Raw genomic sequence first — 26,927 nt, forward strand, 5'->3', positions numbered from 1 at the left:
GGCCAGCTCAACGGCGGCGCGACAGTGACCGGCGGCTCGGTCGTCAACAACAATCTGATTGCCGGAACGGTGGCGATTTCCGGCACCGGCACCGTCGACAACAACGCGACCATCACCAGCGTGGTCAATGCGGCGACGTTCAACAACAACGCCGGCGGCACGGTATCCGGCTTGCTCGCCAACACCGCTGGCACGACGACCAATGCTGGCCAGCTCAACGCTGGCGTGATCGTGAGCGGCGGCGTACTCACCAACAACAACCTGATTGCCGGTACCGTCGACATCTCCGGCACCGGCACGGTCGACAACAGCGCGACCATCACCGGCCTGGTCAACAATGCCGCGACATTCAGCAACAATACGAACGGCACGGTATCCGGCCTGGTCACCAACACCGCGGGCACGACGACCAATGCCGGCCAGCTCAACGGCGGCGCGACAGTGACCGCCGGCACACTCACCAACAACAATCTGATTGCCGGAACGGTGGCGATTTCCGGCACCGGCACCGTCAACAACAACGCGACCATCACCGGCGTGCTGAACAACGCCGCGACCTTCAACAACAATGCCAGCGGCACGGTATCCGGCCTGCTTACCAATACCGCCGGCGCGACTACCAATGCCGGCCAGCTCAACGGCGGCGCCACCGTGACCGGCGGCACGCTGACGACGTCAGGCACCATCAGGGGCGGTCTCACCAATAGTGCGACCGTCAACGCCAATGGCGGTGCCATCAATGGCGCGATCATCAACCTCGCCGGCGGCACATTCAATGTCGGCGGTACGGTGACCAGCGATTCGACGCTCGCCAATGCCAACGGCGCGACGTTTGCGATCGGCGCCACCGGCAGCTACACGTTGCAGGGATTGCTGACCAATAGCGGCGTCATCACCGTCGCCAATGGTGGGCAATTGATCGCGACCATCGGCGGCATCACCAACAGCGTCGGCGGATCGATCACGGTCGCCGCCGGTGGCAGCGTGACCGACGATCTCAACAATGCGGGCGTCGTGAGCAACAACGGCACCTATGCCGCCAACGTCGCCACCAATACCGGCGGCATCACCAACAATTCGATTTGGACCGGCAACGTCGTTTCCAACACCGGGACCATCACCAACAATCTGACCTGGACCGGCACGGTCAACAATGCCGGCACCTTCAACAACAGTGCCGGCGCAACGGTGTCGGGCCTCCTGACCAACAGCGGCACGACCAACAATGCGGGAACGCTGAGCGGAGGCCTCACCAATACCGCCGGGGTCACCAACAACACCGGCATGATCGATGGCCTGGTCACGATCACGGGTGGCGCGCTGACCGGCAGCGGCACCGTGGCCAACCTCTCGGTCGCCAGCGGTGGCACCTTCGCGCCCGGCACCGGTGTGGCGGGCACCTCGACCACGGTGAGCGGAAGCCTTGCGCTCGCTTCCGGGGCGATCTATCTGGTGCAGATCAATCCATCGACGGCCTCGTTCGCTAACGTGTCGGGCACGGCGGCGCTCGGCAATGCCAGCGTGAATGCGGTTTATGCCAATGGCAGCTATGTCGCGAAGCAGTACACCATCCTGACCGCCGCGGGCGGCGTTAGCGGCACGTTCAATTCGGTCGCGAATACCAACCTGCCGGCGAACTTCCACGCAACGCTGAGCTACGATTCGACCCATGCCTATCTCAATCTGCTGCTGAACTTCGCCATCCCGACTGGCCTCAACGGCAATGCGCAGAACGTCGGCACCGCGCTCACCAACTACTTCAACAGCACCGGCGGCATTCCGATGGTGTACAGCGCTCTGTCCGCAGGGGGCCTGACGCAAGCGTCCGGTCAATCCGCTACGGGCTCACAGCAGGCCACCTTCAACGCGATGACCCAGTTCATAGGCGTGATGACCGATCCCTTCATGGGCGAACGTGGCGATCCGGTTTCGTCCTCGAACGGCGCATCCCAATTCGCGGAAGACGCTTCCACGGTTTCAGGTAAGACCGGCGCGGAGCGCGAGGCCTACGCTGCGATCTATCAAAAGGCACCGGCGCCAGCCTTCGCGCAGCGCTGGAGCGTGTGGGCGGCAGGTTATGGCGGCGCGCAGGCCACCGATGGCAGCGTCACCGCCGGATCAAACACCGCCAGCAGCCGCATCTACGGTACCGCTGTTGGTGCCGACTATCGCATCTCGCCGTATACGCTTGCCGGTTTTGCGCTGGCCGGCGGCGGCACCAATTTTGTCGTCAATGGATTGGGCAGCGGACGTTCCGAGCTGTTCCAGGCCGGCGCCTATTTGCGCCACTCCGTCGGTGCGGCCTACGTCACCGCAGCGTTGGCCTATGGCTGGCAGGACATCACCACCGACCGTACCGTGACCGTGGCCGGCATCGATCGCCTGCATGCGGAGTTCAACGCCAACGCATTCTCGGGCCGTCTCGAAGGCGGCTATCGCGTCGTCGCGCCGTGGATGGGCGGCATCGGCCTGACGCCCTATGCCGCCGCACAGTTCACGACCTTCGGTCTGCCCGCCTATGCGGAAGGCATTCTCTCCGGCGCCAATACCTTTGCGCTCGCCTATGGCGCGAGGGACGTCACCGACAGCCGCAGCGAGCTCGGTTTGCGCGGCGACAAATCATTTGCGATCGGCGATGCGATCCTGACGCTGCGCGGTCGGGCCGCGTGGGCGCATGATTTCAATCCCGACCGCGCCGTCTCCGCGACCTTCCAGGCATTGCCCGGCGCAAGCTTCGTCGTGAATGGCGCGGCGCAAGCGTCCGACTCGGCGCTGACCACGGCGTCCGCCGAACTGAAGTGGACCAACGGCTGGTCAGCCACTGCGACCTTCGAAGGCGAGTTCTCCAACGTCACCCGAAGCTACGCCGGAAAAGGAATAGTGCGATATACATGGTAGCGGGTGGTCGAATTGCATCGCCGACCTGCGCATGAATAGCTCATGGGGCGCATAACGAGATTATACTGCAATCTCAATAATATATGAGTTCGTAATTTTGTTTTGGCCGGCGCGCCATTCTACGCCAGAGCACGCTGCAGCAGCCCAGCGGCGCCGATCGCGCCGTTGTCCAGGCAGCCCTGCAACCATCAGCCGGCGGTGCTGTGATCGGACGATCCGAGTACTGAGGTGCCTACAAAAATTCGCGTCCATTCGCTCGGAGTGACCCCAAGCACGCGCCGGAAGATCGTCGTCATGTGAGCGTGGCTTGAGAATCCGCAAGCTGCTGCAACCGCCGCGAGGCTTGGGCGGGTGCCGCGGCGTGAGGCCGCCTCGATCAACGAACGCGCTCGTGCAATCCTCCGCTCCACCAACGCGGCGTGCAGCGTCACGCCAGTCGCAGCCCGGAACGTGCGGGCGAGATAGCATTCCGAGAGGCCGGTATCGCTTGCAAGGTCCGCGAGGCGGATTTCTTCCGTGAGTCGAGCCTCAAAATGATCGAGAATTCGCTTCAGGCGTCGAGAAGTCAAACGACATTCGGCGGACCCTCTCTGAGTACCGGGATTGAGCACCGCTGAGACGCGTTCGGCAGCAACGGCTACAACGCTCTCCATCGCCAAAGATGGCGCTGCTGCACCAACCATCGTCATCCGCCGCAGGCTAGTCGCTAACGGGGTGAATCGGGGATCGGCCGCATTGGTGAACTGCCTTAGCCGGCAGGTCTCAATCCCTGATGCAAATCGAGCAAATACCTTCGGGGCAAAGCTTAGTACCAAGTACTCCCCGCCCTTGTCCGAGGCCGAAAAGACGTCGCAGCCTGCTGGCGTGAAGGCGAGCCGCCAAGGCTCCGCATCAAAGGGGCGCCGCCGCGCACCACCGAAGGCGTCGACGCCTCGCTGCCTCTCGAACGTGAACCCAATCACGTGACGATCGGACACGTAACTCACCTCGTAGGGCGACGCCGGCAGCACCGTCACCGCAAAGCCCGGGCCCTCACAGTGCAGGGTTGAGCGATGCAGAGCAGCCACCGTGCTTGGTTTCTGTTCCGACATTAGAACTTGCCGTAGCTCGAAGCGCTCACCGCCGCAACGACTGAAAGATTACTTTGCGACCCACACGCCATTACAGGTCAAGCACGTGAAAGCGGGCCGAAATCAACCGAGCTAACATTCTTATAGGTTTCCTCGGAGGTTTTCGATGGCTGTGTCCGACCCGCTCTTTGCTCTCGGTGAATTGGAAGCCGCGGCTCAACTCGTGCATCGTACGCTACCGCCCACCCCGCAATACGCTTGGCCGCTTCTCGCCAAGCGGACCGGTTGCGAGGTGTGGGTAAAGCACGAGAATCACACGCCGACTTCCGCTTTCAAGGTACGCGGCGGCATCGTCTACATGGACAATCTGAAGCGCTCATCGACAAAAGTGACAGGGGTCATTTCGGCCACGCGCGGCAATCATGGTCAATCTATCGCATTCTCAGCCTCTCGGGCAGGCATTTCGGCGACAATCTACGTGCCGCGGGGCAACTCAACAGACCAGAATGCCGCCATGCGCGCCTTTGGTGCCACCGTCGTCGAATTCGGCAGAGATTTTGACGAGGCGCTTGCAGAATGCAACCGGGTCGCGTGCGAGCAGAGCCTGCATTTTATCACACCGTTCAATCGAGATCAGGTCAAGGGGGTCGCAACGTACGCGCTCGAACTGTTTCGCGCCGTCGCTGACCTTGACACGGTCTATGTCCCGATTGGGATGGGCTCCGGTATCTGTGGGCTGATCACAGCTCGCGACTTGCTCGGCCTCAAGACTGAAATCGTCGGCGTCGTAGTGCGCAGCGCCCCGGCAATGGCCCTGTCGTTCGCGGCCGGGAAGCCGGTTTCGACGGGCTCGGCGCTAACCTTCGCCGACGGCGTGGCAACACGCGACCCGCGTCAGGAGGCGGTGGCCATCATCAAGCAGGGCGCAGCCCGAATCTTGCAGCTTGGCGAGGACGACATCGCCGATGCGGCACGTTCCTATTTCCAGGATACGCACAACGTTGCCGAAGGCGCGGGCGCCGCCCCGCTTGCCGGGCTCATGCAGGAGCGCGCCCGCATGGCCGGAAAGAAGGTCGCCGTGATTTTGTCCGGCGGCAATATCGATGCGTCGGTCTACCGGCGGATCTTAGCCGGTGAGACGCCAAAGGTCGGCTGAATGCGCCAGCATTGGCCTCCGCGGCAAGCCCGGCGGACACAGCGGGAAATCGTAAGCCGTCGCAGTGTTGGCAGTTGTAGCGCTCGGCCGGTCGCTGCTTCATAGCGCGACGGCGAAGCAATAGTGCGCATCTTCATCGGCCGTGGCGCGCCATTTACGCCAGAGCACGCTACAGCTGACGATAAGCGCCGATCCTGCGCGGGCCTTTCCGCCTCTACGCCGCCGACCTTCGCCCGCGCATTCGCGGTGGTGCGATCAGGGCTTCCGCAGGAATGTCCCACTCGCGATGCAGTTTCCAGGCCATTCGCATCGTGAGAGGACGCTTCCTGGTCAGAACGTCGGATGCGCGCTGGCGCGAGCCGAGCAGGCGGCCAAGATCGGCCTGGGTATAGCCGCTCGTCTCCATGCGGTAACGAATCGCGTCGATCGTGTCGGGTGGTTCGATCGGCCAGCGCTTGCGCTCGTAGTCCTCGATGATAAGTGCGAGGAGATCGAATCGGTCTGCTTCGGGCGTACCCGGCTTGGGTTCGTTTTCGAAGTACCGTTCGATCTCGCTGAGCGCCGCGTCATAGTCGGCTTCGGAGCGAATCGGACGGATCAATTTTTTCGCCATGATACGGTCTCCGGATCGATGCGGTCGTATTCTGAATGAGTGCCGATGAACTTCACGAGCACGCGGCCGAAGGCATATGACACGTGAACGATCAGCCGATATTTGTTCCCGCCGAGATCGAAGATGACTCGGTTGTCGCCCACGAAATCGACGGTGCTGCCGAACCGCCGCCTTATTTCGGCGGGGTCGGCCCAGTGCGCCTTGGCGGCAATCGCGAACCACGCCCGAATTGGGCCTTCGGCATGTGGGTGACGCGCCCAAAATTCTCTCAGAGTGCGAAGGGCGATCACCTGCATGGGTGAATCTGTATCATGTCACCAATTTGGTGACAACCCCCGACCTGCCATGATAATGGCCTACCTTGCTCCGAAATCGTTGAACCGAGACGAGCTTTGATCGTGCGGCCGGCGGAGGCAGCGAGCCATGGCGGGTACATCATAGCGCCACAGCGAAGCAGTAGTGCCCATCTTCATCGGCCGTGGCGCGCCATTTCCCGCCAGAGCACTCAACAGCATCCTCTGCCTAGCCGTTGGTACGCTAGAGTTCGCTTGAGGCAGGCCCAATTGCTCGTTTGACACCTGTGCAAATCTGGCTATAATCTGGCCAGAATGCCATTCGAGATCGTCCTCGCTCCCGAAGCTGTCGAAGACCTCAAGGCGCTGACGGCGAGTGTTCGGACGATCGTTCGGGCCGCGCTCGAAACACATCTGAGGCACGAGCCCGAAAAAACGAGCCGCAGCCGCATCAAGCGATTGCGAGGATTGCTCCGTCCACAGTTTCGATTGCGGGTAGACGAAGTTCGGGTGTTCTACGACGTGTCCCGCACGAGCGTAGAGGTCTTGGCGATAGTGCCCAAATCGGAGGCCGAGTCATGGCTCACACAATTCGGAAATCCGGAGTGAAGGAAGTTCCTTTGTCCGAGATCAAGGACGACCTGTCTCGCTTTCTTCGAGAAGCTGAAACGCAGGAGATCGTCATCACGCGCCATGGTAAGCCGGCCGGTGTACTGATCGGCTTCGAATCAGAGGAGGACTGGTTCGAGTACCGCCTCGAACACGACCCGCGCTTCCTGCGTCGTATCGAGCAGGCGCGAAACAGCCTGCGCGCGGGACGCGGGACCAGGCTCGAGGACATTGAAAGCGAGTAGTGACACGCGCATATCCCGTCGCAGTGCGCGCGCAAAGATAGGCAAGGTGTCGGATACGATGGCGTGGACTCGCGCACGGCATCGTAGTGCTACGGCGAACAATAGTGCCCAACTTCATCGGCCATAGCGCGCCACTTACAATTCTACGCCAGAGCTCGCTGGCGCCTGCAGAGGTGCGCTGGCGTTCTCTACGATGCTGCAGCTCTATTCGGTGCTCTCGTCGGGGACAGATGGGACGTGGAGCCGAAGGTCCATTCCGTCGTGGACGATGCGGACGATTTCGATCGTGCTGTTCGGGGCGTCCCGATAGGTCCAGGAAATGACGTCCGCGACGGCCAGGCCGGGCAACATAAAGCGTGCGAAGGCCTGCCATGATCTCGTCCCGGGCCCTGGAGCCCGCACATTGGGACCGTTGGCAAGCGCTTGAACAAGGGCGTCCCTATAGACGCGAACTTGTCGCGCGCCAGAATTCTCGGTGGTCCACTTGAGGATGTTGGCAAAGTCGACTTCCGCGGCAGGGCCGAGACGAACGCGCCATCTCTGCTGGGCCATGACGGCTCTATTCGGCAGTTCGGGAGATGACCTTCTCCGAGAGGCTCCTCGATATTTCCGAATTCCTTGAAATCCCCCCGGTCCAACGCCGCGACGCCGGCGCGGGCCGCTGCCCGCAGAGCTTTCAGCTTGCTTGTATCCTCCGCCTCGCGTTGTTCCACCAGCCCCAACCCATCGCGCAGCACTTCGCTGGCGTTCTGGTAGCGGCTAGACTTGACGGGGCCTCAAGGAGTTCCTCCTGACGCTCAGTCAGCACGACATTTCTGGTGGGCAACGGCATCCCCCCGGGATATTCGAAAGCGAGGCCCGTATGGCATATTATGCATACGCATCGCCTCAACCCGAATGTTGGCGCGTACCCTTGGCAACCGCTGAAGCGTTCATCGCGGTGGGATTGCCGACAAGCGATCGGGTTCGGCCTTGGCGCTGAATGCGAGCGTGACTGGCGAGCAGCTGTTTCGTGTCGCGCTGCTGCCGATGCTGCTCGCGCCGATCGCAGTCGCGCTGTTGGCGCGCATGATCTTCAAGCCCACCATGGGCCGTCCAACCAGTTCCTTGTCCCGCGGGCGCTCTGAAAATTATGGTGCAATTTCAATGACGAGTTCGCGATTTTATTCTCACCAAGGCCGCTAACTGGAGTGTCGAGCTGTTTGGCTGAGGCGCAAGTTCAGGCTCGCTCTCAGGCATCTTGCCCAAACTTTCTTTCTCTGCGCCAGGCTACGAACGCGGTCAGCCGCTCGTTGTGCCGATCGTGCTGTTGCTCTTTCTAATGATCCCCATCTGAGGGCGGCGTTCGATTTGTCCTCAGTCATTGGGGGACGACGTGCCAATCCATTCTCTTCGGCCGGAGGCAATCTCGCGTGGGGTGCGAATGCTGCGCACCGCACTTGGTCCCGCCATCGCACGCTTTCTGGAAGATCCGTCGATCGTTGAAGTGATGCTCAACCCCGATGGCCGGTTGTGGATCGACCGGCTATCTCACGGTCTGATGGAGAGCGGCGAAACACTGTCCGCTTCCGACGGAGAACGCATCGTCCGGTTGGTTGCCCATCACGTGGGGCAGGAAGTTCACGCCGGGGCGCCGCGCGTCTCCGCCGAATTGCCCGAAACCGGTGAACGGTTCGAGGGCCTGTTGCCGCCGGTTGTCACCGCCCCCGCATTCGCGATCCGCAAGCCAGCGGTGGCCGTGTTCTCGCTCGGTGACTACGTTGCCGCTGGGATTATCACATCGGATCAGGCCGACGCGCTACGCACGGCCGTCACCAGTCGCGAGAATATATTGGTCGCCGGCGGCACCTCGACCGGCAAGACGACGCTGACAAATGCGCTGCTTGCAGAAGTCGCCAAGACCGCCGATCGCGTCGTACTCATCGAAGATACGCGAGAGCTTCAATGCAAGGCACCGAACCTGGTGGCCCTGCGTACACGGGATGGTGTGATCTCGCTCTCCGATCTCGTCCGCTCGTCGCTACGGCTGCGGCCTGACCGTATTCCGATCGGGGAGGTCCGGGGTGCGGAAGCGCTCGACCTGCTGAAAGCTTGGGGTACCGGGCATCCTGGAGGAATCGGCACCATCCATGCCGGCACTGCTCTCGGTGCGCTGCGCCGGCTCGAGCAGCTCATCCAGGAAGCTGTCGTCACGGTGCCGCGGGCGCTCATCGCCGAAACCATCAACGTCATCGCCGTGCTCGTCGGCCGTGGGGCCGATCGCAGGCTTGCAGAACTGGCCCGCGTAACCGAGCTCGGACCCTCCGGCGACTACAGCCTTTCACCAATGGGAGATCAGCCATGAGTTATCATTCGTTTCGCGGAAGGATCATCCTTTCGATTGAGGCATTCACCTGGTACTGCCTGATGGCCGTTCCCGCGTGGGCCGCGGGCTCCAACATGCCGTGGGAGCAACCGCTCAACCAGATTCTGCAATCGGTCGAGGGTCCCGTCGCCAAGATCATCGCCGTCATCATCATCATTGTGACCGGGCTGTCGCTGGCATTCGGCGACACGTCGGGCGGTTTCCGACGTTTGGTCCAGATCGTGTTCGGCCTGTCGATCGCCTTTGCCGCCTCGAGCTTCTTCCTGTCGTTCTTCTCATTCGGCGGCGGCGTGGTGATCTGATGGATGGGCACGTCACAGGATTTATCGCGCCCGTGCACCGGGCTCTGACCGAGCCGATCCTGATGGGCGGCGCACCGCGATCAGTCGCCATCGTCAATAGCACCTTGGCCGCAGCGCTTGGCCTCGGCCTGCGCCTTTGGCTGGCAGGTCTTCTCCTCTGGTTCGTCGGCCACATGGTCGCCGTCTGGGCCACCAAGCGTGATCCCGCCTTCGTCGAGGTCGTGCGCCGGCACGTCCGTATTCCCGGTCATCTCAGCCTCTGAGTCCTCCCATGATGAATCTTGCCGAATACCGACGTTCAACGACGCGCCTAGCTGACTTTCTTCCCTGGGCGGCGCTCGTCGATGAGGGGATTGTTCTGAACAAGGACGGTTCGTTCCAGCGGACCGCAAAATTTCGGGGACCGGATCTCGACAGCGCTGTGCCGGCCGAACTCGTCGCGGTCGCCGGTCGTCTGAACAACGCGCTCCGCCGCCTTGGGTCTGGATGGGCCGTCTTTGTCGAGGCACAGCGGCATTCCGCGGGTGCCTATCCGCAGAGCACGTTTCCCGACGTCGCCTCTGCCCTGGTCGACGCAGAGCGGCGAGCCCAGTTCGAGGAAGCTGGCGCCCACTATGACTCGAGCTACTACCTGACGTTCCTCTACCTGCCGCCCGAGGAAGGCGCGGCGATGGCAGAGCGGCTCCTCTATGAGAATAGCAGCCGCACCGTCGGCGCCGACGCGCGCGAGGTCCTGAGCGGGTTTGTCGACCGGACCAACCGCGTACTCCAGCTCATTGAAGGATTTATGCCGGAATGTGCCTGGCTCGATGATGAGGCAACGCTGACCTATCTGCATTCCACCGTTTCGAACAAGCGGCATCGGGTCCGTGTGCCAGAGATTCCCATGTATCTCGATGCGTTGCTCGCCGATCAACCCCTGACCGGCGGCCTTGAGCCGATGCTGGGCGAAGCCCACGTGCGCGTTCTGACCGTCGTGGGATTCCCGACCGCGACCACACCGGGGATCCTCGACGACCTCAACCGTCTCGCCTTCGCGTATCGTTGGTCGACCCGGGCGATCATGCTCGACAAGACGGATGCGACAAAACTCCTCACCAAAATTCGTCGCCAATGGTTCGCCAAGCGGAAGTCGATTGGCGCGATTCTCAAGGAGGTGATGACCAACGAGGCTTCCGCGCTTCTCGACACAGATGCGCATAATAAGGCGATCGATGCTGACGCCGCGCTCCAGGAACTGGGAACGGACCAGATCGGTGAGGCCTTTGTCACCGCGACGGTCACCGTCTGGGACAGGGATGCCCGCGCCGCCGACGAAAAGCTGCGCCTCGTCGAGAAGGTGATCCAGGGGCGTGATTTCACCTGCATGATTGAGACGGTGAATGCGGTCGAGGCATGGCTCGGCAGCTTGCCGGGGCACGTCTATGCCAACGTCCGTCAGCCCCCGGTCTCGACCCTGAACCTTGCGCATATGATTCCGCTCTCAGCTGTATGGGCGGGGGAGGCGAGGGACCATCACTTCAAAGCGCCGGCTCTGTTCTTCGGCAAGACGGAGGGATCGACCCCGTTTCGATTCTCTCTCCACGTCGGCGATGTCGGGCACACCCTGGTCGTCGGCCCGACGGGCGCCGGCAAGTCGGTGCTACTGGCGCTGATGGCGCTGCAGTTTCAGCGCTATCCGAGTTCCCAGATCTTCGCTTTCGATTTCGGTGGATCGATCCGGGCGGCCGCCATCGCCATGGGTGGCGACTGGCATGATCTTGGCGGCTCCGTTGCCGGAGAGGTCTCCCAGTTTGTCTCCCTCCAGCCGCTCGCGAGAATTGACGACGTCGCTGAGCGCGGCTGGGCTGCCGAATGGATCACCTCGATCCTGACCCGCGAACGGATCGAGGTCACACCCGAGGTCAAGGACCATGTCTGGTCGGCCCTGACGTCGCTGGCTTCAGCGCCGCTTCCGGAACGAACCCTCACCGGTCTTTCCGTCCTCTTGCAGTCGAATCCATTGAAGCGGGCGCTCCAGCCCTATTGCCTGGGCGGTCCCTATGACCGGTTGCTCGATGCCGAAAGTGAGCGATTGGGCGAATCCTCGGTCCAGGTCTTCGAAACCGACGGATTGATCGGTACGGGAGTAGCGCCCGCCGTTCTGTCATACCTGTTTCATCGGATCGAGGATCGTTTCGATGGCCGGCCGACCCTGCTCATCATCGATGAGGGCTGGCTTGCACTCGACGACGCCGACTTTGCCGGCAAACTTCGCGAGTGGCTGAAGACACTGCGCAAGAAGAATGCTTCCGTCATTTTCGCAACTCAATCGCTGGCCGACATCGACGGCTCGGCCATCGCACCTGCCATCATCGAGAGTTGTCCGACCCGGATCCTGCTCCCCAACGATCGCGCCATCGAACCACAGATCACGGCGATCTATCGCCGCTTTGGGCTGAACGACCGTCAGATCGAGATTCTCGCCCGTGCGATACCGAAGCGGGACTACTACTGCCAGTCGCGTCGCGGCAACCGTCTGTTTGAACTTGGCCTTGGTGAGGTCGCCTTGGCGTTTGCGGCCGCCTCCTCGAAAGCCGACCAGGCGCTGATCGAGAAGGTGCTGGTCGAAGAGAGCGGCGAGAATTTTGTCTCTGGCTGGCTTAGAGCCCGAGACATCGGATGGGCCTGCGATCTCATTCCACATCTCGCCAACCTGGAGGCCTCCTCATGAGTTTCCTCCGTCGTGCTGCAGCGGCGGGCGCCATCGCTGTCGTTCTTGCCGGAAGCCCCAAGCCGACGTCGGCGCAATGGATCGTGTTCGATCCCAACAACTACGCGCAGAACGTGCTGACTGCCGCGCGTAGCCTGCAGCAGATCAACAACCAGATCACGTCACTGCAAAATCAGGCGCAGATGCTGATCAACCAGGCAAAGAATCTGGCGACACTGCCGTTCTCCTCCCTGCTGCAGCTCGAGCAGTCGATCCTGCGGACGCAGCAATTGCTCGGGCAGGCTCAGCGCATTGCCTACGATATCCAGCAAATCGATCGGGCGTTCTCGACGACCTATGCGCCGACGTCGTCAAGTTCGTCGGACCAGGCCCTGGTGGCCAATGCACAGGCACGCTGGCAGAACGCGGTCGCGGGCTTGCAGGACGCGATGCGGGTGCAGGCCACCGTCGTCGGCAATCTCGACACCAACCGAACCCAGATGTCGGCGCTCGTGACAGCGAGCCAAGGTGCGACCGGCGCACTGCAGGCAAATCAGGCAGGTAACCAACTCCTCGGATTGCAGGCCCAGCAACTCGCCGATCTCACCGCCGTCGTTGCCGCACAGGGACGAGCTCAGAGCTTGGAGTCTGCGCAGCGCACCGTCGCACAGGATCAGGGGAGAGAGCAGCTCCGCCGCTTCCTTAACTCAGGCCAAAGCTATCAGCCCACAACCGTGCAGATGTTTCACCGATGATGACAGATAGGTTCAAGCGCATTCCGATCGGCGTAGCCGTGCTGCTCCTCGCCGTGGCGGTCGGTGCCTGCGCAATCCAGTTGCGCGGCGGCGCGGATCAGACCGCGGCTGCTGCATCGGCTACCCAAGAAATCGATCCTCTCGCCTCCAAGCTCGCGCAGTGCCGTACCGTCAACTACGAGCAGAAAGACCAGTTGCTCGAATGCCGCAAGGTGTGGGCCGAGAAACGGCGCCAATTTCTGAGCCAGAGGGAGGGTAATGCACGTCAAGGGGTTGATGGAGCGTCAGCTAATGGCCCGATTCCACCATCACCGAAGGATGAAAGCCGTTTGCCGTCTGGCTACCCCTCCATGCCGACATCCGGAGGAAATGAGCGATGAACAGCACCGGTGTCATCGACCAGTTCCTGGAAACCTTCACTCGCTACATCGATTCCGGATTTGGGCTGCTAGGCGGTGAGGTTGCCTATCTCGCGACCACGCTCGCGGCGATCGACATCGCACTGGCTGGGCTGTTCTGGTCCTGGGGCGGCGATGAGGACATCGTCGCTCGTCTCGTCAAGAAGACCCTGTTCGTCGGCGTCTTTGCTTATCTTATCGGCAACTGGAACAGCCTCGCGCGGATCGTGTTCGAAAGCTTTGCGGGCCTGGGCCTAAAGGCCTCCGGCACGAGCCTGTCGTCAGCGGAATTCTTGCGTCCCGGCCGGATTGCGCAGGTGGGTCTCGACGCTGGGAGGCCGATCCTGGAGTCCATTTCCAGCCTGATGGGCTACGTCAGCTTCTTCGAGAATTTCGTCCAGATCGCCGTTCTGTTGTTCGCCTGGATCGTGGTGCTGCTCGCTTTTTTCATCCTGGCGATCCAGCTCTTCGTCACCCTGATCGAGTTCAAGCTGACGACGCTCGCAGGCTTTGTGCTGATTCCCTTCGGTCTGTTTGGGAAGACGGCATTCGCTGCAGAGCGGGTACTCGGCAACGTGATTTCTTCCGGCGTCAAGGTTTTGGTGCTGGCCGTGATCGTCGGCATCGGCTCGACGCTTTTTGCGCAGTTCACGGCCGGATTCGGCGGCAACCAGCCGACCATTGAGAGTGCGATGGCGCTGGTGTTGGGGGCGCTCTCACTGCTTGGTCTCGGCATCTTCGGCCCCGGCATCGCCAACGGGATCGTTTCTGGGGGACCACAGCTCGGCGCAGGTAGCGCTGTCGGCACTGGCCTAGCGGCCGGTGGTGTGGTTGCGGCCGGAGCCGCGCTCGCAGCCGGTGGCGCAGCGCTGGCCGGAGGTGCCGTAGGGGGAGGCCGCGCCATCTCGGGCGCTACCTTGAGCGCCTTCCGTGCAGGAAGTTCGTCCAGCGCCACGGGCGCAACTACGTCGGCTTCAGCCAGCCCCCTACGCTCCGCTGCCGTCCATTCCGGTGGACCGAGCGGCAGCGCGGGTGGTGGCGAGTCCGCGTCGCCCGAAAGAGCGCCCGCGTGGGTTCGCCGTATGAAACGGACGCAAACGATCAGTCATGGAGCCTCAAGCGCCACGCGGGCGGTACGCGCTGGCGACCACGGCGGAGGTGGTGCGTCTGTCGATCTCTCACAGGGCGGGAGCTAGTGCCTGCGCTCAACCACCTGCCGTTCCCAATCATCTCCTGAGGTAAAGTATGTTCAAACGATCAGCCGTCCACTATTGCCGCACGCCTGCTCCGGTCACCCCCTATCAACGCGCAGCTCAGGTCTGGGATGACCGCATCGGCTCGGCACGAGTCCAGGCCAGAAACTGGCGTCTGATGGCATTCGGCTCTCTGTTCCTATCCGCCGGCTTCGCCACTGCGCTTGCTTGGGAATCAGCACGGGGCACCATCACCCCCTGGGTGGTCGAAGTGGATCATCTCGGCGAAGTGAGAGCCGTCGCACCCGCAGATGCTTCCTACCAACCCAGCGATCCCCAGATCGCCTTTCATCTATCTCGGTTTATCGAACATGTTCGCGGCCTTCCCATGGACGCGATCGTGCTGCGCGAAGATTGGCTCCGCGCCTACGACTTCACGACGGACCGCGGCGCTGCAGCCCTCAATGACTACGCGCGCAACAACGACCCCTTCGCCAAGGTCGGGAAGAGCCAGGTGGCCGTCGAGGTTTCCAGCGTCATCAGGGCCTCACCCGATAGCTTCCGTTTAGCCTGGATCGAACGACGTTACGAGAATGGCCAGATGGCCGCTACGGAGCGGTGGAGCGCAATTCTCACGATCGTCTTGGAGCCGCCTCGCGACGTCGATCGCCTGCGTAAGAATCCACTCGGCATCTACGTCAACGCCATCAACTGGTCGAAGGAGCTCGGATGAGCATGCCCTCCATTTCTCATACCTCGGGAAAATTGCCACGGAGCTTGGCGTCGGCCCTTTTGATTTCGGTCGCGGCGCTCGGCGGATGCACCACCTTCAAACCTCCGCAGATCAGCTACGACAGCGATCTCCCGCCGCTCCCCGATCCGCCGGCGGTGAGCGACGACCGGCCGCGACCGCTACACGTGCCGCCCTCCTGGACCCCGGCACATGGCGGCAAGCAGAAAGAAGCCAAGGAGCCGATCGAAAGGATCGAGAGCGCCAACGACGCGGCTCGTGTTCAGCCCCGCAAGGCGGCGTATTTCAACGCAGTGCAGGTGTTTCCCTATAGCCCGGGCGCCCTCTACCAGATCTATGCCGCACCCGGACAGATTACCGACATAGCGCTCGAGCCGGGCGAACAATTGATCGGTTCGGGACCTGTCGCTGCCGGCGATACCGTGCGATGGGTCGTCGGCGACACCGAGAGCGGCAATGGGGATACCCGCCGCGTCCACATTATGGTCAAGCCGACCCGGCCGGAAGTCTCGACCAATCTCGTCGTCAACACCGATCGGCGCACCTATCTGCTCGAGCTGCGTTCCCGCGAAAAGCCGTACATGCCTTCAGTGACCTGGTTCTATCCCGAAGATCGCGCGCGTGGCCGGGGCGTGCCGTCGACGCCACTCATCCCCGATCCAACCCAGCGCCGCTATCGCTACGCCATCGAGGGCGACAACCCGCCCTGGCGTCCGATCAACGCCTACGACGACGGACGCAAGGTTTACATCGAGTTCGCGCCAGGCATCGGGCAGGGTGAGATGCCACCCCTTTTCGTCATCGCGCAGGACGGGAAGACCGAGCTTGTCAATTATCGTGCTTTCGGAAGCCTGCTGATTGTCGATCGGCTGTTCGCAGCCGCTGAATTGAGGCTAGGAGGTGAGAACCAGCAGAAGGTGCGGATCGTCAGAGGCGATGGGAGGCCGTTATGAGCGGCACAAGTGGCGGTCCTACGAACCAGAATAATGTTCCGTCGCAGGCGCAGGACGACGCTTCGAAAGCGTTCCAGTTGCACCCAGAGCGGCCACGCGTAACGCGGCTCTCGCGTAGGGTGTTGATCGCAGGCTCCGCACTACTCCTCGTCGCGATCTCGGGAGCCATGTTCTTGGCGCTGCAATCCAGCAAGAAGCACGCTCCCACTTCGGAGGAGCTGTATTCGACCGATCATCATAATGTCGCTGACCAGCTTGCCGGCCTGCCGAAGGACTACACCGGCATCCCGAAAGAGGTGCCGCCGCTCGGACCGCCTTTGCCCGGCGATTTGGGTCGACCGATCGTTGCCGCGCAGGCGCAGACTGGTCCATTGGCGGTTGATGCCGAGCAACAGCGCGTGAATCAAGAAAGTGAAGCGGCGCGCACGAGCAAGCTGTTCGCCCCCACGAATGTCCGGCCGTTTTCTGCAACAACAGCGTCGAATGATGCTCCTGCGAGTGGGACGACATCGTCCGACGAAGCGTTCGCACAGAATGGCCAGGACCGAAAGCTTACCTTCGTGAATGCGGCGATCGATCGACGCACCACGAGCCCTGATCGTCTGGTCAAACCCGCATCGCCTTTTGTCGTCCAAGCAGGGACAGTCATTCCTGGTGCGCTGCTGACGGGGATTCGCTCCGATCTCCCTGGTCAAATCACGGCGCAGGTGACCGAAGCGGTATATGATAGTCCTACCGGGCGAACTCGGCTCATTCCGCAGGGGGCACGGCTAATAGGTACTTACGATAGCCAGATCGCATTTGGGCAGTCGCGCCTCCTTCTGGTCTGGACTAGGTTGATCATGCCGAACGGCCGGTCGATTGTGCTGGAACGGCAGCCGGGAGCCGACGCTGCGGGGTATTCTGGCCTTGAGGATCAAGTCGACAATCACTGGAAGGAATCGTTGGGCGCGGCTGCGCTCTCAACCCTGCTAGCGGTTGGGACCGAAGTGAATTCGGGAAGCGACGTCAACAACTATACTAACAGCGCACTCATCCAGGCATTGCGGCGCGGGGCAGGAGACTCCGTCAACCAGGCCGGTCAACAGCTTGTTCGGCGCAATCTTAACATCCAACCGACGCTGACGATCCGGCCGGGATTTCCGGTGAGGGTTATCGTCAACCGGGACCTCGTGCTTGAACCGTATAGGGGATAGTAGCATGGCGAAACTCAAAATCGGCGCTCTCGTTGAAAACAGGTCTGTCAAGGTTACGCATGAGCTGCCGGCAAATGTTCATCGGGACCTTGTCGCCTACGCTGAGGCGTTGAGCCGAGAAAGCGGACAATCGATCAGCGATCCAGCGAAGCTGATCGCTCCAATGCTGACGCGTTTCATGGCGACAGACCGGGCTTTTGCAAGGCTTCGTCGCACTAATCAGCTTGCCAAGCAACGTGAGGGATAACGCTCGCTCGATCTACGGTCTGTCAGCCTGGGTTGACGCGCGTTATCCCGCATTCGCCTTCAGTCGGGCCGCTTCGATGCCGGCGACCGCGCAGGCTTCGTCGTTGTCCGAGGTGTCGCCGGAGACGCCGACCGCACCGAGCAAGGTGCCTCCGTCGTGGATCAGCACGCCGCCGGGGACCGGGACCAGCGCGCCCTTGGCGATGGTGTTCACTGCGTCGATGAAATAGGCCTGCTCCTGGGCGCGCTGGAACAGGGCGCGCGATCCCATGCCCATTGCGAGTGCGCCATAGGCCTTGCCGTGGGCGATCTCGGCGCGCATCAGGCTGGTGCCGTCCTGCGCAGCCGCGAGCTTGAGGACGCCGCGCGCATCCAGGATCGTGATGACAAGCGGCTTCAGCTTCAGCTCCGCGGCCTTCGCGACGGCGGCATCGAGAATCTTGCGGGCGGTGTCGAGGGTGAGTTCAGCCATGTGGAGTGTCCTTGTGTGATGACGTTGTCGGATTTGCGTTGGCGCCATCGAGGCTCATGGCGAGCACGCGCGCGACATGCAGGGCGTCGCGCGCACTGCCGTCGTGGATCTGGTGCCGGCATGAGGTGCCGTCGGCGACCACCAGCGTTGCCTGGTCCGCGCGCCGCACGGCCGGCAGCAGCGACAGCTCGGCCATCTCGATCGAGGCATCGTATGTGTCCGCGCCATAGCCAAAGGCGCCGGCCATGCCGCAGCAGCTCGACTCGATGGTCTCAACCTTCAGGCCGGGAACGAGGCGCAGCACCTGCTCGACCGGCTTGAAGGCGCCAAAGGATTTTTGGTGGCAATGGCCATGCAAGAGCGCCTTCTCGGCGATCGTGCCGAGCGGCAGTTGCAGACGACCGGCTTCCGCCTCGCGCACCAGAAACTCCTCGAAGGTGAGGGCGTGGGCGCTGACAGCCTTGGCGTCGTCGTCCTTGCGCAGCGACAACAGCTCGTCGCGCAGCGTCAGGAGGCAGCTCGGCTCGAGCCCGATGATCGGCACGCCCCGCGCGGCAAACGGGGTAAAACTCGCAACGAGACGGTCGAGCTCGGCCTTCGCTTCCTCGACGAGGCCCGCGGACAGGAACGTGCGGCCGCAGCACAGCGGCCGGGTGCCGCTGACGAGCTTTGTCAGATGCACGCGATAGCCGCCTGCGACAAGCACCCGCAGCGCCGCGTCGAGGTTTTCCCGCTCATAGATCCGATTGAACGTGTCGGCGAACAGCACGACCTCGCGGCCATCCACAGGTCCAACCGCTTCCGCAGGCGGTGCAAACACATCGCTGCGGAAGGCAGGCAGCGCGCGGCGCGCGCTGATGCCGGCAAAGCGTTCGAACAGCTTTCGCAGAAGCGCGCTGCGGTTGCGCAGGTTCGTGAGCAGGGCGAAACGCGAGGCGAGGTTGGCATAACGGGGCAGATAGCCAACCAGTCGGTCGCGCAGCGTCAGACCGCGAGAGGCAACGCGCGCGGCGAGCACCTCGATCTTCATCTTCGCCATGTCGACGCCGGTCGGGCATTCATGGCGGCAGGCCTTGCAGGAGACACAGAGTTTCAACGTCTCCATCATCTCGTCGGAGGACAGCGCATCGGGGCCGAGCTGTCTGGAGATCGCGAGCCGCAGCGTGTTGGCGCGGCCACGGGTGACGTCCTTCTCGTTGCGCGTTGCGCGGTAGGACGGGCACATCACGCCGCCCTCGAGCTTCCGGCAGGCGCCGTTGTTGTTGCACATCTCGACCGCGCCCTGGAAGCCGCCGGCGGCGCCGGGATAAGCGGACCAGTCGAGCTTCGTCTTCAAATCAGTGACGCGATAGTCCGGCCGGTAGCGGAACAACGAGCGGTCGTCCATCTTCGGCGCGTCGACGATCTTGCCGGGATTGAGGACGCCATCGGGATCGAACCGCTGTTTCACCTCCTTGAAATCCGCAACGAGACGCTCTCCGAACATCGTTTCGTGAAACTCCGAGCGCACGATGCCGTCGCCGTGCTCGCCGGAATGCGAGCCCTTGTACTCGCGCACCATCGCGAAGGCCTCTTCGGCGATGGCGCGCATCGCCTTCACGTCCTTCTCCAGCTTCAGGTTCAGCACCGGGCGCACATGAAGGCAGCCTTCGGAGGCGTGCGCGTACATCGTGCCGCTGGTGCCGTGCCTGGCGAACACCTCGTTCAGCCGCGCGGTATAGTTGGCGAGGTGCGGCAGCGGCACGGCGCAGTCCTCGACAAAGGAGACCGGCTTGCCCTCCTGCTTCATCGACATCATGACGTTGAGGCCGGCAGCGCGGAAATCGGCGATGCCGCTTTGCAAGGCGGGCTCGGTGATATCAACCACGCCGCCCCATTTGCGCTTGTCGTTATTCCAGCCGAAGCCGAGATCGCCCATCAGCTCGGCGAGCTGCTTCAGGCGTGCGAGATTGTCCGCCTGATCCTCTTCGGCGAATTCCACCACCAGCACCGCATCCGGATCGCCCTTGATGGCGGCGCCGATGATGGGGCGAAACATCGCAATGTCGCGGCCCAGCGCGATCATGGTGCGGTCGACGAGCTCGACCGCGATCGGCTTGAGCTTGACGAGGTGCTGGGCCGCATCCATCGCCTCGTAGAAGCTGCCGAAATGGCAGACGCCGAGCGCCTTGTTGTGGATGACGGGCCACAGCTTCAGCTCGACCTTCGTGGTGAAGGCGAGGGTGCCTTCGGAACCGACCAAAAGATGCGCCATGTTGTTGGGCGCATTACGCGGAGTGAGCGCATCGAGATTGTAGCCACCGACGCGGCGCTGCACCTTCGGAAACCTGTCCGCGATCTCGTCGGCCTCGCGCGCGCCGAGCGTGAGCATGTCGCGGAATAGCGCCAGCGCACTGTCGCCGGCATTCACATTGCTGAGATCGCGCGGGACCTCGCCGAAGCCAGCCATCGTGCCGTCGGCAAGGGTTGCTTCCATCGACAGCGTGTTGTCGCGCATGGTGCCGTAGCGCAGCGAGCGCCCGCCGCAGGAATTGTTGCCGGCCATGCCGCCAATGGTGGCGCGTGACGCCGTGGAGACGTCGACCGGGAACCACAGGCCGTGCTTTTTGAGCTGGCGGTTGAGATCGTCGAGCACGATGCCGGGCTCGACCACGCAAGTCCGGTTCTCGACATTCAGCGAGAGGATCCGGTTCAGGTGTTTTGAGACATCGATGACAAGGCCGTCATTGACGGTCTGGCCGCATTGCGATGTGCCGCCGCCGCGCGGGGTGACCTTCAGGCCCTCGTCGCGGGCAACGGCCAGCGCCCGCAGCGCCTCGTCCATGCTGCGCGGCACAACCACGCCGAGGGGCATGATCTGATAGAAAGAGGCATCCGTCGCGTAGCGGCCGCGGCTGAAGGTATCGAATAGGACCTCACCCGTGGTTTCACGGGCCAGGCGCGCAGCCAGGCCGCCGTTTTGCGCCGATTTTCTCGATTTTTCGGCCACGTCAGCCGCCATGATCCGCTCTCGCTCTTTCGCCGGTGACGTCTTGCCTAGGCTCTGCCGGCTTGGCAAGGCGAGCCCTGCTTCTTGCGCATTGACGGGCCTCCTCAGGCGGGGGACAAGCCCGGCGAATAGTGATATTCGAGCGGCTCGCCGAGACCCCTCGGAAGACTCTCAAGACCGGGAAGGACGCCTATGACCGTGCATACTGGAAGGCATTTTCTCCAGATTCCAGGACCGACCAACGTGCCCGACCGGGTGCTGCGGGCCATGGACATGCCGACACTGGACCACCGCGGTCCGGAGTTCGCCGAGATCGGTTTTGCCGTCCTGGCCGCGATGCAGCGGGTTTTCCGCACCAAGCAGCCCGTGATCATCTATCCCTCCTCCGGAACCGGGGCCTGGGAAGCGGCGATGGTCAATGTGCTCTCGCCCGGCGACAAGGTCTTGATGTGCGAGACCGGCCAGTTCGCCGTGTTGTGGCGTGGCATCGCCGACAAGTTCAAGCTCGACGTCGATTTCATCCCGAGCGACTGGCGCCATGGCGCCGATCTGGCCGAGATCGAACAGCGCCTGTCCGCCGACAAGCAGCACAAGATCAAGGCGGTCTGCGTCGTGCACAACGAGACCTCGACCGGCTGCGTGACGCCGCCCGCGGAGGTGCGCAAGATCCTCGACCGCGTGAAGCATCCGGCGCTGCTGATGGTCGATACCATCTCGGGCCTCGGCTCGATGGAATATGAGCACGATGCCTGGGGCATCGACGTCTCGGTTGCCGGCTCCCAGAAGGGCCTGATGCTGCCACCGGGCCTTGGCTTCAACGCGGTCTCCGAAAAGGCGCTGGCCGTAGCGAAAAGCAATCCCGGCATGCGTTCCTATTGGGACTGGCAGGAGGTGATCGCCTTCAACAAGGCCGGCACCTTCCCCTATACGCCCGCGACCAACCTGCTCTTCGGCCTGCGCGAGGCCGTCAAGATGCTGGAGGAGGAGGGGCTCGAGAACGTCTGGACCCGCCACAAGCGCCATAGCGCCGCGACGCGCGCAGCGATCAAGGTCTGGGGCCTGGAGACGCAGTGCGCCGATCCCAACGCGCATTCGCCGGCGCTCACGGGCGTGCGCATGCCCGAGGGCCATGACGCCGACAATTTCCGCAAAGTGGTGCTCGAGAACTTTGACATGTCGCTCGGCACCGGCCTGAACAAGGTGAAGGGCAGGGTGTTCCGCATCGGCCATATCGGCCATTTCAACGATCTGATGCTGATGGGCACGCTGTCCGGCGTTGAGATGGGCCTGGATCTTGCGCAGGTCCCGCATCGGAGCGGCGGCGTGCTGGCGGCCATGGACGTCCTCAAGGGGCGCGACGTGGTGCCGATGACCAAGGCTCAAGTCGCCTGAACTAACCTGAGTGAACTGAAGAAAGAGAGCGCGCGATGAACGCACCCGTGACAGCCAGTGAAGACCTGCTCTACTCCGTCACGGACGGCATCGCGCGCATCACCTTCAACCGACCGCAGGCGCGCAACGCGCTGACCTTCGCCATGTACGAGCGCATGGCGGAGATCTGCCAGGCCATCAACGCCGATCGTTCGATCAAGGCGCTGATCCTGACCGGCGCCGGCGACAAGGCGTTCGCCTCGGGTACTGACATCTCGCAGTTCCGTGCCTTCAAGACCGCGCAGGATGCGCTGGACTACGAGGCGCGGATCGATCGCGTGCTCGGCACGCTGGAGCAGTGCCGCGTCCCCGTCATCGCGGCGATCGCGGGGGCCTGCACCGGTGGCGGTGCCGGCATTGCCGCGTGCTGCGATATCCGCATCGGCACCGAATCCACCCGCATCGGCTTTCCGATCGCGCGCACACTCGGCAACTGCCTGTCGATGTCGAACATCAGCCGCGTCGTCTCGCTGGTGGGACCTGCCCGCACCAAGGACCTGATCTTCAAGGCGCGTCTCGTCGAGGCGCCCGAGGCCCTGGCGCTCGGCCTGCTCAACGAGGTCGTGCCCGACGTCGAGACGCTTCAGCGCCGCGCCGACGAGACCGCCAAGCTCGTCGCGAGCCACGCGCCGCTCACGCTGGAAGCCACCAAGGAGGCGGTGCGCCGTATCCGCCGCACGCTCTCGCGTGAAGAAGGCGAGGATCTGATCCTCAAGGCCTATATGAGCGAAGATTTTCGCGAAGGCATGGATGCCTTCCTCAACAAGCGCACGCCGAACTGGAAGGGCAAGTAGGGCGCTCCCGCGCGCCTTCATCAGCCGAAAGTCATATGCTGCCGAATGCCCGCCTGCTTGAACTCGTCAGCATTCCTCCGCACAATACGCCGATAATTCCCGGCATTACAAAGCCAATAAGAACCAGGGGACGAGACTCGTGCGAATTCCAGTGAAGGCCGTCGGAGCTGCGGCGGCCCTGTTGTTGAGTGCGCCGGCCTTCGCCGGCTGGGAGCCGACCAAGCCGGTCGAGATCGTGGTCGCAGCCGGTGCGGGCGGTGCCTCCGACCAGATGGCGCGCATGATGCAAGCCGCGATCCAGAAGAACAATCTGATGAAGCAGCCGATGGTGGTGTCGCTCAAGGGCGGTGCCTCCGGCGCCGAAGCCCTGATGTACATGAAGTCCAGCGAGGGCGATCCGAACAAGGTCCTGATCGCCTACTCGCTGATCTACATGCTGCCGCTGTCGGCGAAGATTCCGTTCAACTGGCGCGAGCTGACGCCAGTCTCGGTGATCGCGCTCGATCAGTTTGTGCTGTGGGACAACGCGGGGGGGCCGAAATCGGTGAAGGAGTTCATCGAGGCCGCGAAGGCCGCAAGCTCCCCGTTCAAGATGGGCGGCACCGGCTCCAAGCGCGAGGATCACGTGCTGACCGTCTTCCTCGAGCAGAAGACCGGCGCGAAATTCTCCTATCTGCCCTACAAATCGGGTGGCGAGGCCGCGACCCAGCTCGTCGGCAACCACACCGAATCCAACGTCAACAACCCAAGCGAGAATCTCGAAGTCTGGCGCGCAGGTCAGGTGCGGGCGCTCTGCGTATTCGACAAGGAGCGCATCTCCTACACCACCAAGGTGACGGAGACGCAGTCCTGGCACGACATCCCGACCTGCAAGGAGGAGGGGCTGGACATTCAGTACCTGATGCTGCGCGTGATGTTCTTGCCCGGCAAGGTCACGGCAGAGCAGCAGGCCTTCTACGTCGACCTGTTCCAGAAGGTGACGCAGACCCCGGAATATAGGGATTACATGGAGAAGCAGGCGCTCAAGCCGATCTTCCTCACCGGCAAGGACATGGTGCAGTTTCTCGAGGAGGACGACGCGCTGAACAAGTCGCTGATGACGGAAGCGGGTTTCGTTGCGAAGTGACCACCTTCGATGTCATGCCTCGCCACCGGGTCTCGCCTTCGGCGAGCCCGATGACAGGCTCCGGCGGGGCATCCAGTGTTGCACAGAGCTCAACGAATACGGCTTCTGTACGGAGTACTGGATCATCCGCTTTCGCGGATGATGACAGCGCAATTTGATCTGGCGGAGCCATGCCTCAAACCGATCTTGAAATCGTTGTCGACGATCCGACCGCGCCTGAAGATGACTCGCCGAGAGTCGTCAGTTCGCGAACGATCGAGATCGTCGTCTCGCTGCTTCTGCTCGCACTCGCGATCACGCTCGGCTACGACAACTGGCGCACCGGCATCTCCTGGGATGCGACCGGACCCGAGCCCGGTTACTTCCCGTTCTATCTGTGCGTCATCCTCGCCGGCGGAAGTCTCTATGGCCTCGTCGCGGCGCTGCTCGCGCGGCGCGCGGGGAGCGAGCCTTTCGTCACCCGCGCGCAGGCGGGCCGCGTAATCGCGGTGTTCGTGCCGACGCTTCTGTTCTGCCTTGTGACGCAGTTCCTTGGGCTCTATGTCGCGAGCTTTCTCCTGATCTTGGGCTTCATGCGGCTGATCGGCAAGATTGCGCTGTGGAAGTCGCTGCTCACCGCTCTTGTGTTCACGGCAATCATGTTCGTCACCTTCGACATCGCCTTCGACGTCATCATGCCGAAGGGACCGCTCGAAGCGGCCTTCGGTTTTTAGGGCGCCAACAATGGAAGCGTTCGGTCTCCTCGTCCACGGCTTTGCCGTCCTGCTGAGCTGGAAGACGCTGGTCCTGATGATGGTCGGGCTCGTGCTCGGCATCTTCGTCGGCGTGCTGCCAGGGCTCGGCGGCCCCAACGGCGTCGCCATCCTGTTGCCGCTGACCTTCACGATGGATCCGACCTCGGCCATTGTGATGTTGTCCTGCATCTATTGGGGCGCGCTTTTCGGCGGTGCCATCACCTCGATCCTGTTCAACATTCCCGGCGAAGCGTGGTCGGTGGCGACCACCTTCGACGGCTACCCGATGGCGCAGCAGGGCAGGGCGGCGGAGGCGCTCACGGCGGCGTTCACCTCCTCCTTCATCGGCTCGCTGGTCGCGGTGCTGCTGATCACCTTCCTCGCACCGCTGATCTCGTCCTTCGCGCTCAAATTCGGCCCACCCGAGTTCTTCGCGGTGTACCTCCTGACATTCTGCTCGTTCGTCGGTCTCGGCCGCGAGGCCAAGCACAAGACCGTCATCTCGATGTCGCTCGGCCTTTTGCTCGCCGGCATCGGGATGGACACCGTGTCGGGCCAGTTGCGCATGACGTTCGGCTCCGCCGAACTGCTCCGCGGCATCAACTTCCTCGTCGCCGTCATCGGCCTGTTCGGCATTAGCGAGATCCTTCTGACGATGGAGGAGCGGCTGGCGCTGCGGGGACACGCCGCAAGCATCTCGCTGCGTGTCGTGTTGAGCGTATGGAAGGACCTGCCGAAATACTGGGTGACGCTGCTACGCTCCTCCTTCATCGGCTGCTGGCTCGGCATCACGCCCGGCGGCGCGATTGCAGCGTCCTTCATGGGCTACAATCTCGCCAAGCGCTTCGCTAAAGACCCTCAAAGCTTTGGCAAGGGCCGCATCGAGGGCGTGTTCGCGCCGGAAACTGCCGCGCACGCCTCCGGCACCTCGGCGCTGCTGCCGATGCTCGCGCTCGGAATCCCCGGTTCGGGAACGGCGGCCATCCTGCTCGGCGGGTTGATGGTGTGGGGCCTCAATCCGGGCCCGCTTCTGTTCGTCGAGCACAAGGATTTCGTCTGGGGGCTGATCGCCTCGATGTATCTCGGTAATGTCGTCGGCCTCGTGCTGGTGCTGACCACTGTGCCGATCTTTGCATCGATCTTGCGTGTGCCCTTCGCCGCGGTCGCGCCGATGATCGTGGTGTCCTGCGCAATCGGCGCCTACGCCATCCAGAACGCGATGTTCGACATCTGGCTGATGCTGGGCTTCGGCGTCGTCGGCTACGTCTTCAAGAAGATCAGCATTCCCTTGGCGCCCTTCACGCTGGCGCTCGTGCTCGGCAACCGCGCCGAGGACGCCTTCCGCCTGTCGATGATCGGCTCAAGTGGCGACCTCAGGGTGTTCTGGTCGAACGGGCTCGTTGGCTCGATTACGACGCTGGCGATCCTACTGCTGTTCTGGCCGCTGATCGATTCCCTGTTCAGCCGCATCCGGCGGGCGCCGCGACCGAGCCCTGCCTCGGGCTAAAGCATGATCCGGACCCGTAGGGCCGCGTTAGCGCAAAGTGCGACGCGGTTTTCCCCCGCGACAAACGCGGAACGCGTTTGCGCGGAGATCATGCGCAAACAACAACCCAAAGCGCGATGATGATTCATCCCAATCTCAT

The 26,927-nt window shown here is 62.6% G+C and carries 27 protein-coding genes and 1 pseudogene; 21 read left to right on the top strand and 7 right to left on the bottom strand.

The annotated features are described in order from the left end of the window. A partial coding sequence (locus tag SO139_RS07945; RefSeq protein WP_498539878.1) for an autotransporter outer membrane beta-barrel domain-containing protein occupies positions 1 to 2,898 on the top strand: 2,898 nt, incomplete at its 5' end. A 188-nt stretch (positions 2,899 to 3,086) separates the two neighbouring features. Here the strand turns inward: SO139_RS07945 and SO139_RS07950 are convergent. Then, positions 3,087 to 3,989: a helix-turn-helix domain-containing protein gene (locus SO139_RS07950; RefSeq protein WP_498539879.1), complete on the bottom strand. Its 903-nt coding sequence runs from the start codon at positions 3,987 to 3,989 to the stop codon at positions 3,087 to 3,089. Between the two features lie 145 nt (positions 3,990 to 4,134). On the opposite strand from SO139_RS07950, the gene SO139_RS07955 reads away from it, so the two are divergent. Next, a complete protein-coding gene (locus tag SO139_RS07955; RefSeq protein ID WP_498539880.1) occupies positions 4,135 to 5,124 on the top strand; it encodes a threonine dehydratase in 990 nt (329 codons plus the stop codon). 214 nt (positions 5,125 to 5,338) lie between these two features. Here SO139_RS07955 and SO139_RS07960 read toward each other — a convergent pair whose 3' ends face one another. Together SO139_RS07960 and SO139_RS07965 are read right to left on the bottom strand one after the other, a co-directional pair. Further along, a complete protein-coding gene (locus SO139_RS07960; protein ID WP_449380148.1) occupies positions 5,339 to 5,737 on the bottom strand; it encodes a helix-turn-helix domain-containing protein in 399 nt (132 codons plus the stop codon). Continuing rightward, complete coding sequence (locus tag SO139_RS07965; protein WP_498539881.1) at positions 5,722 to 6,033, bottom strand: type II toxin-antitoxin system HigB family toxin; 312 nt, start codon at positions 6,031 to 6,033, stop codon at positions 5,722 to 5,724. Before SO139_RS07965 ends, SO139_RS07960 begins: the two co-directional genes overlap by 16 nt. 312 nt (positions 6,034 to 6,345) lie before the next feature. Here SO139_RS07965 and SO139_RS07970 point away from each other — a divergent pair, with 312 nt between their 5' ends. Both SO139_RS07970 and SO139_RS07975 read left to right on the top strand, forming a co-directional pair. Continuing rightward, positions 6,346 to 6,639: a type II toxin-antitoxin system RelE family toxin gene (locus SO139_RS07970; RefSeq protein ID WP_449380150.1), complete on the top strand. Its 294-nt coding sequence runs from the start codon at positions 6,346 to 6,348 to the stop codon at positions 6,637 to 6,639. An 11-nt stretch (positions 6,640 to 6,650) separates the two neighbouring features. Then, entirely contained in the window at positions 6,651 to 6,884 is a 234-nt protein-coding gene (locus SO139_RS07975) for a type II toxin-antitoxin system prevent-host-death family antitoxin (protein WP_498539882.1), read from the top strand. A 204-nt stretch (positions 6,885 to 7,088) separates the two neighbouring features. On the opposite strand, the gene SO139_RS07980 is transcribed toward SO139_RS07975, so the two are convergent. After that, entirely contained in the window at positions 7,089 to 7,436 is a 348-nt protein-coding gene (locus SO139_RS07980) for a type II toxin-antitoxin system RelE/ParE family toxin (RefSeq protein ID WP_498539883.1), read from the bottom strand. A 7-nt stretch (positions 7,437 to 7,443) separates the two neighbouring features. Continuing rightward, positions 7,444 to 7,710: pseudogene (locus SO139_RS07985) on the bottom strand (ribbon-helix-helix domain-containing protein). Positions 7,711 to 7,856: 146 nt separating this feature from the next. Between SO139_RS07985 and SO139_RS07990 the strand changes: the two are divergent. From SO139_RS07990 to SO139_RS08045, 12 genes are all read left to right on the top strand, one after another. Beyond that, a complete protein-coding gene (locus SO139_RS07990) occupies positions 7,857 to 8,069 on the top strand; it encodes a hypothetical protein (RefSeq protein ID WP_498539884.1) in 213 nt (70 codons plus the stop codon). A 238-nt stretch (positions 8,070 to 8,307) separates the two neighbouring features. Beyond that, the gene (gene trbB / locus SO139_RS07995; RefSeq protein ID WP_498539885.1) at positions 8,308 to 9,228 is read left to right on the top strand and encodes a P-type conjugative transfer ATPase TrbB; all 921 of its coding nucleotides are present in this window, start codon (positions 8,308 to 8,310) and stop codon (positions 9,226 to 9,228) included. Continuing rightward, entirely contained in the window at positions 9,225 to 9,551 is a 327-nt protein-coding gene (locus SO139_RS08000) for a TrbC/VirB2 family type IV secretion system protein (RefSeq protein ID WP_498539886.1), read from the top strand. The genes trbB and SO139_RS08000 overlap by 4 nt, the downstream gene beginning before the upstream one ends. Then, the gene (locus tag SO139_RS08005) at positions 9,551 to 9,814 is read left to right on the top strand and encodes a VirB3 family type IV secretion system protein (protein ID WP_498539887.1); all 264 of its coding nucleotides are present in this window, start codon (positions 9,551 to 9,553) and stop codon (positions 9,812 to 9,814) included. Before SO139_RS08000 ends, SO139_RS08005 begins: the two co-directional genes overlap by 1 nt. An 8-nt stretch (positions 9,815 to 9,822) precedes the next feature. Further along, positions 9,823 to 12,264, top strand: a complete 2,442-nt coding sequence (trbE, locus tag SO139_RS08010) for a conjugal transfer protein TrbE (RefSeq protein ID WP_498539888.1) — start codon at positions 9,823 to 9,825, stop codon at positions 12,262 to 12,264. Next, positions 12,261 to 12,998, top strand: a complete 738-nt coding sequence (trbJ, locus tag SO139_RS08015; RefSeq protein ID WP_498539942.1) for a P-type conjugative transfer protein TrbJ — start codon at positions 12,261 to 12,263, stop codon at positions 12,996 to 12,998. Before trbE ends, trbJ begins: the two co-directional genes overlap by 4 nt. Continuing rightward, positions 12,995 to 13,378, top strand: coding sequence for a putative entry exclusion protein TrbK-alt (gene trbK-alt / locus SO139_RS08020; RefSeq protein WP_449380157.1), 384 nt, complete (start codon positions 12,995 to 12,997; stop codon positions 13,376 to 13,378). The genes trbJ and trbK-alt overlap by 4 nt, the downstream gene beginning before the upstream one ends. Further along, entirely contained in the window at positions 13,375 to 14,592 is a 1,218-nt protein-coding gene (gene trbL, locus SO139_RS08025; RefSeq protein WP_498539889.1) for a P-type conjugative transfer protein TrbL, read from the top strand. Before trbK-alt ends, trbL begins: the two co-directional genes overlap by 4 nt. 49 nt (positions 14,593 to 14,641) lie before the next feature. Then, the gene (trbF, locus tag SO139_RS08030; RefSeq protein WP_498539890.1) at positions 14,642 to 15,322 is read left to right on the top strand and encodes a conjugal transfer protein TrbF; all 681 of its coding nucleotides are present in this window, start codon (positions 14,642 to 14,644) and stop codon (positions 15,320 to 15,322) included. After that, positions 15,319 to 16,293: a P-type conjugative transfer protein TrbG gene (trbG, locus tag SO139_RS08035; protein ID WP_498539891.1), complete on the top strand. Its 975-nt coding sequence runs from the start codon at positions 15,319 to 15,321 to the stop codon at positions 16,291 to 16,293. The genes trbF and trbG overlap by 4 nt, the downstream gene beginning before the upstream one ends. After that, positions 16,290 to 17,489, top strand: coding sequence for a TraB/TrbI/VirB10 family type IV secretion system protein (locus tag SO139_RS08040; RefSeq protein ID WP_498539892.1), 1,200 nt, complete (start codon positions 16,290 to 16,292; stop codon positions 17,487 to 17,489). The genes trbG and SO139_RS08040 overlap by 4 nt, the downstream gene beginning before the upstream one ends. A gap of 4 nt (positions 17,490 to 17,493) precedes the next feature. Beyond that, positions 17,494 to 17,736 (top strand): DUF2274 domain-containing protein, encoded by a 243-nt coding sequence (locus SO139_RS08045; RefSeq protein ID WP_498539893.1) that lies wholly within the window; start codon positions 17,494 to 17,496, stop codon positions 17,734 to 17,736. Between the two features lie 42 nt (positions 17,737 to 17,778). Here SO139_RS08045 and SO139_RS08050 read toward each other — a convergent pair whose 3' ends face one another. Both SO139_RS08050 and SO139_RS08055 read right to left on the bottom strand, forming a co-directional pair. Then, a complete protein-coding gene (locus tag SO139_RS08050; protein WP_498539894.1) occupies positions 17,779 to 18,207 on the bottom strand; it encodes a GlcG/HbpS family heme-binding protein in 429 nt (142 codons plus the stop codon). After that, positions 18,200 to 21,208 (bottom strand): FAD-binding and (Fe-S)-binding domain-containing protein, encoded by a 3,009-nt coding sequence (locus tag SO139_RS08055; RefSeq protein WP_498539895.1) that lies wholly within the window; start codon positions 21,206 to 21,208, stop codon positions 18,200 to 18,202. Before SO139_RS08055 ends, SO139_RS08050 begins: the two co-directional genes overlap by 8 nt. Positions 21,209 to 21,388: 180 nt before the next feature. On the opposite strand from SO139_RS08055, the gene SO139_RS08060 reads away from it, so the two are divergent. The 5 genes from SO139_RS08060 (at position 21,389) to SO139_RS08080 (ending at position 26,788) form a co-directional block, all read left to right on the top strand. Beyond that, positions 21,389 to 22,588, top strand: a complete 1,200-nt coding sequence (locus tag SO139_RS08060) for a pyridoxal-phosphate-dependent aminotransferase family protein (protein ID WP_449380165.1) — start codon at positions 21,389 to 21,391, stop codon at positions 22,586 to 22,588. Positions 22,589 to 22,623: 35 nt separating this feature from the next. Then, complete coding sequence (locus SO139_RS08065) at positions 22,624 to 23,421, top strand: enoyl-CoA hydratase/isomerase family protein (RefSeq protein ID WP_449380166.1); 798 nt, start codon at positions 22,624 to 22,626, stop codon at positions 23,419 to 23,421. 139 nt (positions 23,422 to 23,560) lie between these two features. Beyond that, complete coding sequence (locus tag SO139_RS08070; RefSeq protein WP_498539896.1) at positions 23,561 to 24,547, top strand: tripartite tricarboxylate transporter substrate binding protein; 987 nt, start codon at positions 23,561 to 23,563, stop codon at positions 24,545 to 24,547. Between the two features lie 170 nt (positions 24,548 to 24,717). Continuing rightward, positions 24,718 to 25,260, top strand: a complete 543-nt coding sequence (locus SO139_RS08075) for a tripartite tricarboxylate transporter TctB family protein (protein WP_498539897.1) — start codon at positions 24,718 to 24,720, stop codon at positions 25,258 to 25,260. Between the two features lie 10 nt (positions 25,261 to 25,270). Further along, entirely contained in the window at positions 25,271 to 26,788 is a 1,518-nt protein-coding gene (locus SO139_RS08080) for a tripartite tricarboxylate transporter permease (RefSeq protein WP_449380169.1), read from the top strand. The last annotated feature ends 139 nt before the right edge of the window (positions 26,789 to 26,927 follow it).

This window comes from Bradyrhizobium sp. UFLA05-89 (assembly GCF_059803475.1).

Bases quoted from the DNA above. Each gene is read 5' to 3' on its own strand.
- SO139_RS08075 (WP_498539897.1), top strand. From the start codon at position 24,718: ATGCCTCAAACCGATCTTGAAATCGTTGTCGACGATCCGACCGCGCCT.
- SO139_RS08065 (WP_449380166.1), top strand. From the start codon at position 22,624: ATGAACGCACCCGTGACAGCCAGTGAAGACCTGCTCTACTCCGTCACG.
- trbE (WP_498539888.1), top strand. From the start codon at position 9,823: ATGATGAATCTTGCCGAATACCGACGTTCAACGACGCGCCTAGCTGAC.
- trbK-alt (WP_449380157.1), top strand. From the start codon at position 12,995: ATGATGACAGATAGGTTCAAGCGCATTCCGATCGGCGTAGCCGTGCTG.
- SO139_RS08055 (WP_498539895.1), bottom strand. From the start codon at position 21,208: ATGGCGGCTGACGTGGCCGAAAAATCGAGAAAATCGGCGCAAAACGGC.
- SO139_RS07955 (WP_498539880.1), top strand. From the start codon at position 4,135: ATGGCTGTGTCCGACCCGCTCTTTGCTCTCGGTGAATTGGAAGCCGCG.
- trbG (WP_498539891.1), top strand. From the start codon at position 15,319: ATGAGCATGCCCTCCATTTCTCATACCTCGGGAAAATTGCCACGGAGC.
- trbB (WP_498539885.1), top strand. From the start codon at position 8,308: ATGCTGCGCACCGCACTTGGTCCCGCCATCGCACGCTTTCTGGAAGAT.
- SO139_RS08045 (WP_498539893.1), top strand. From the start codon at position 17,494: ATGGCGAAACTCAAAATCGGCGCTCTCGTTGAAAACAGGTCTGTCAAG.
- trbL (WP_498539889.1), top strand. From the start codon at position 13,375: ATGAACAGCACCGGTGTCATCGACCAGTTCCTGGAAACCTTCACTCGC.
- trbF (WP_498539890.1), top strand. From the start codon at position 14,642: ATGTTCAAACGATCAGCCGTCCACTATTGCCGCACGCCTGCTCCGGTC.
- SO139_RS08000 (WP_498539886.1), top strand. From the start codon at position 9,225: ATGAGTTATCATTCGTTTCGCGGAAGGATCATCCTTTCGATTGAGGCA.
- SO139_RS07960 (WP_449380148.1), bottom strand. From the start codon at position 5,737: ATGGCGAAAAAATTGATCCGTCCGATTCGCTCCGAAGCCGACTATGAC.
- SO139_RS07970 (WP_449380150.1), top strand. From the start codon at position 6,346: ATGCCATTCGAGATCGTCCTCGCTCCCGAAGCTGTCGAAGACCTCAAG.
- SO139_RS08005 (WP_498539887.1), top strand. From the start codon at position 9,551: ATGGATGGGCACGTCACAGGATTTATCGCGCCCGTGCACCGGGCTCTG.
- SO139_RS07965 (WP_498539881.1), bottom strand. From the start codon at position 6,033: ATGCAGGTGATCGCCCTTCGCACTCTGAGAGAATTTTGGGCGCGTCAC.
- SO139_RS08060 (WP_449380165.1), top strand. From the start codon at position 21,389: ATGACCGTGCATACTGGAAGGCATTTTCTCCAGATTCCAGGACCGACC.
- SO139_RS08050 (WP_498539894.1), bottom strand. From the start codon at position 18,207: ATGGCTGAACTCACCCTCGACACCGCCCGCAAGATTCTCGATGCCGCC.
- SO139_RS07980 (WP_498539883.1), bottom strand. From the start codon at position 7,436: ATGGCCCAGCAGAGATGGCGCGTTCGTCTCGGCCCTGCCGCGGAAGTC.
- trbJ (WP_498539942.1), top strand. From the start codon at position 12,261: ATGAGTTTCCTCCGTCGTGCTGCAGCGGCGGGCGCCATCGCTGTCGTT.
- SO139_RS08040 (WP_498539892.1), top strand. From the start codon at position 16,290: ATGAGCGGCACAAGTGGCGGTCCTACGAACCAGAATAATGTTCCGTCG.
- SO139_RS07950 (WP_498539879.1), bottom strand. From the start codon at position 3,989: ATGTCGGAACAGAAACCAAGCACGGTGGCTGCTCTGCATCGCTCAACC.
- SO139_RS08080 (WP_449380169.1), top strand. From the start codon at position 25,271: ATGGAAGCGTTCGGTCTCCTCGTCCACGGCTTTGCCGTCCTGCTGAGC.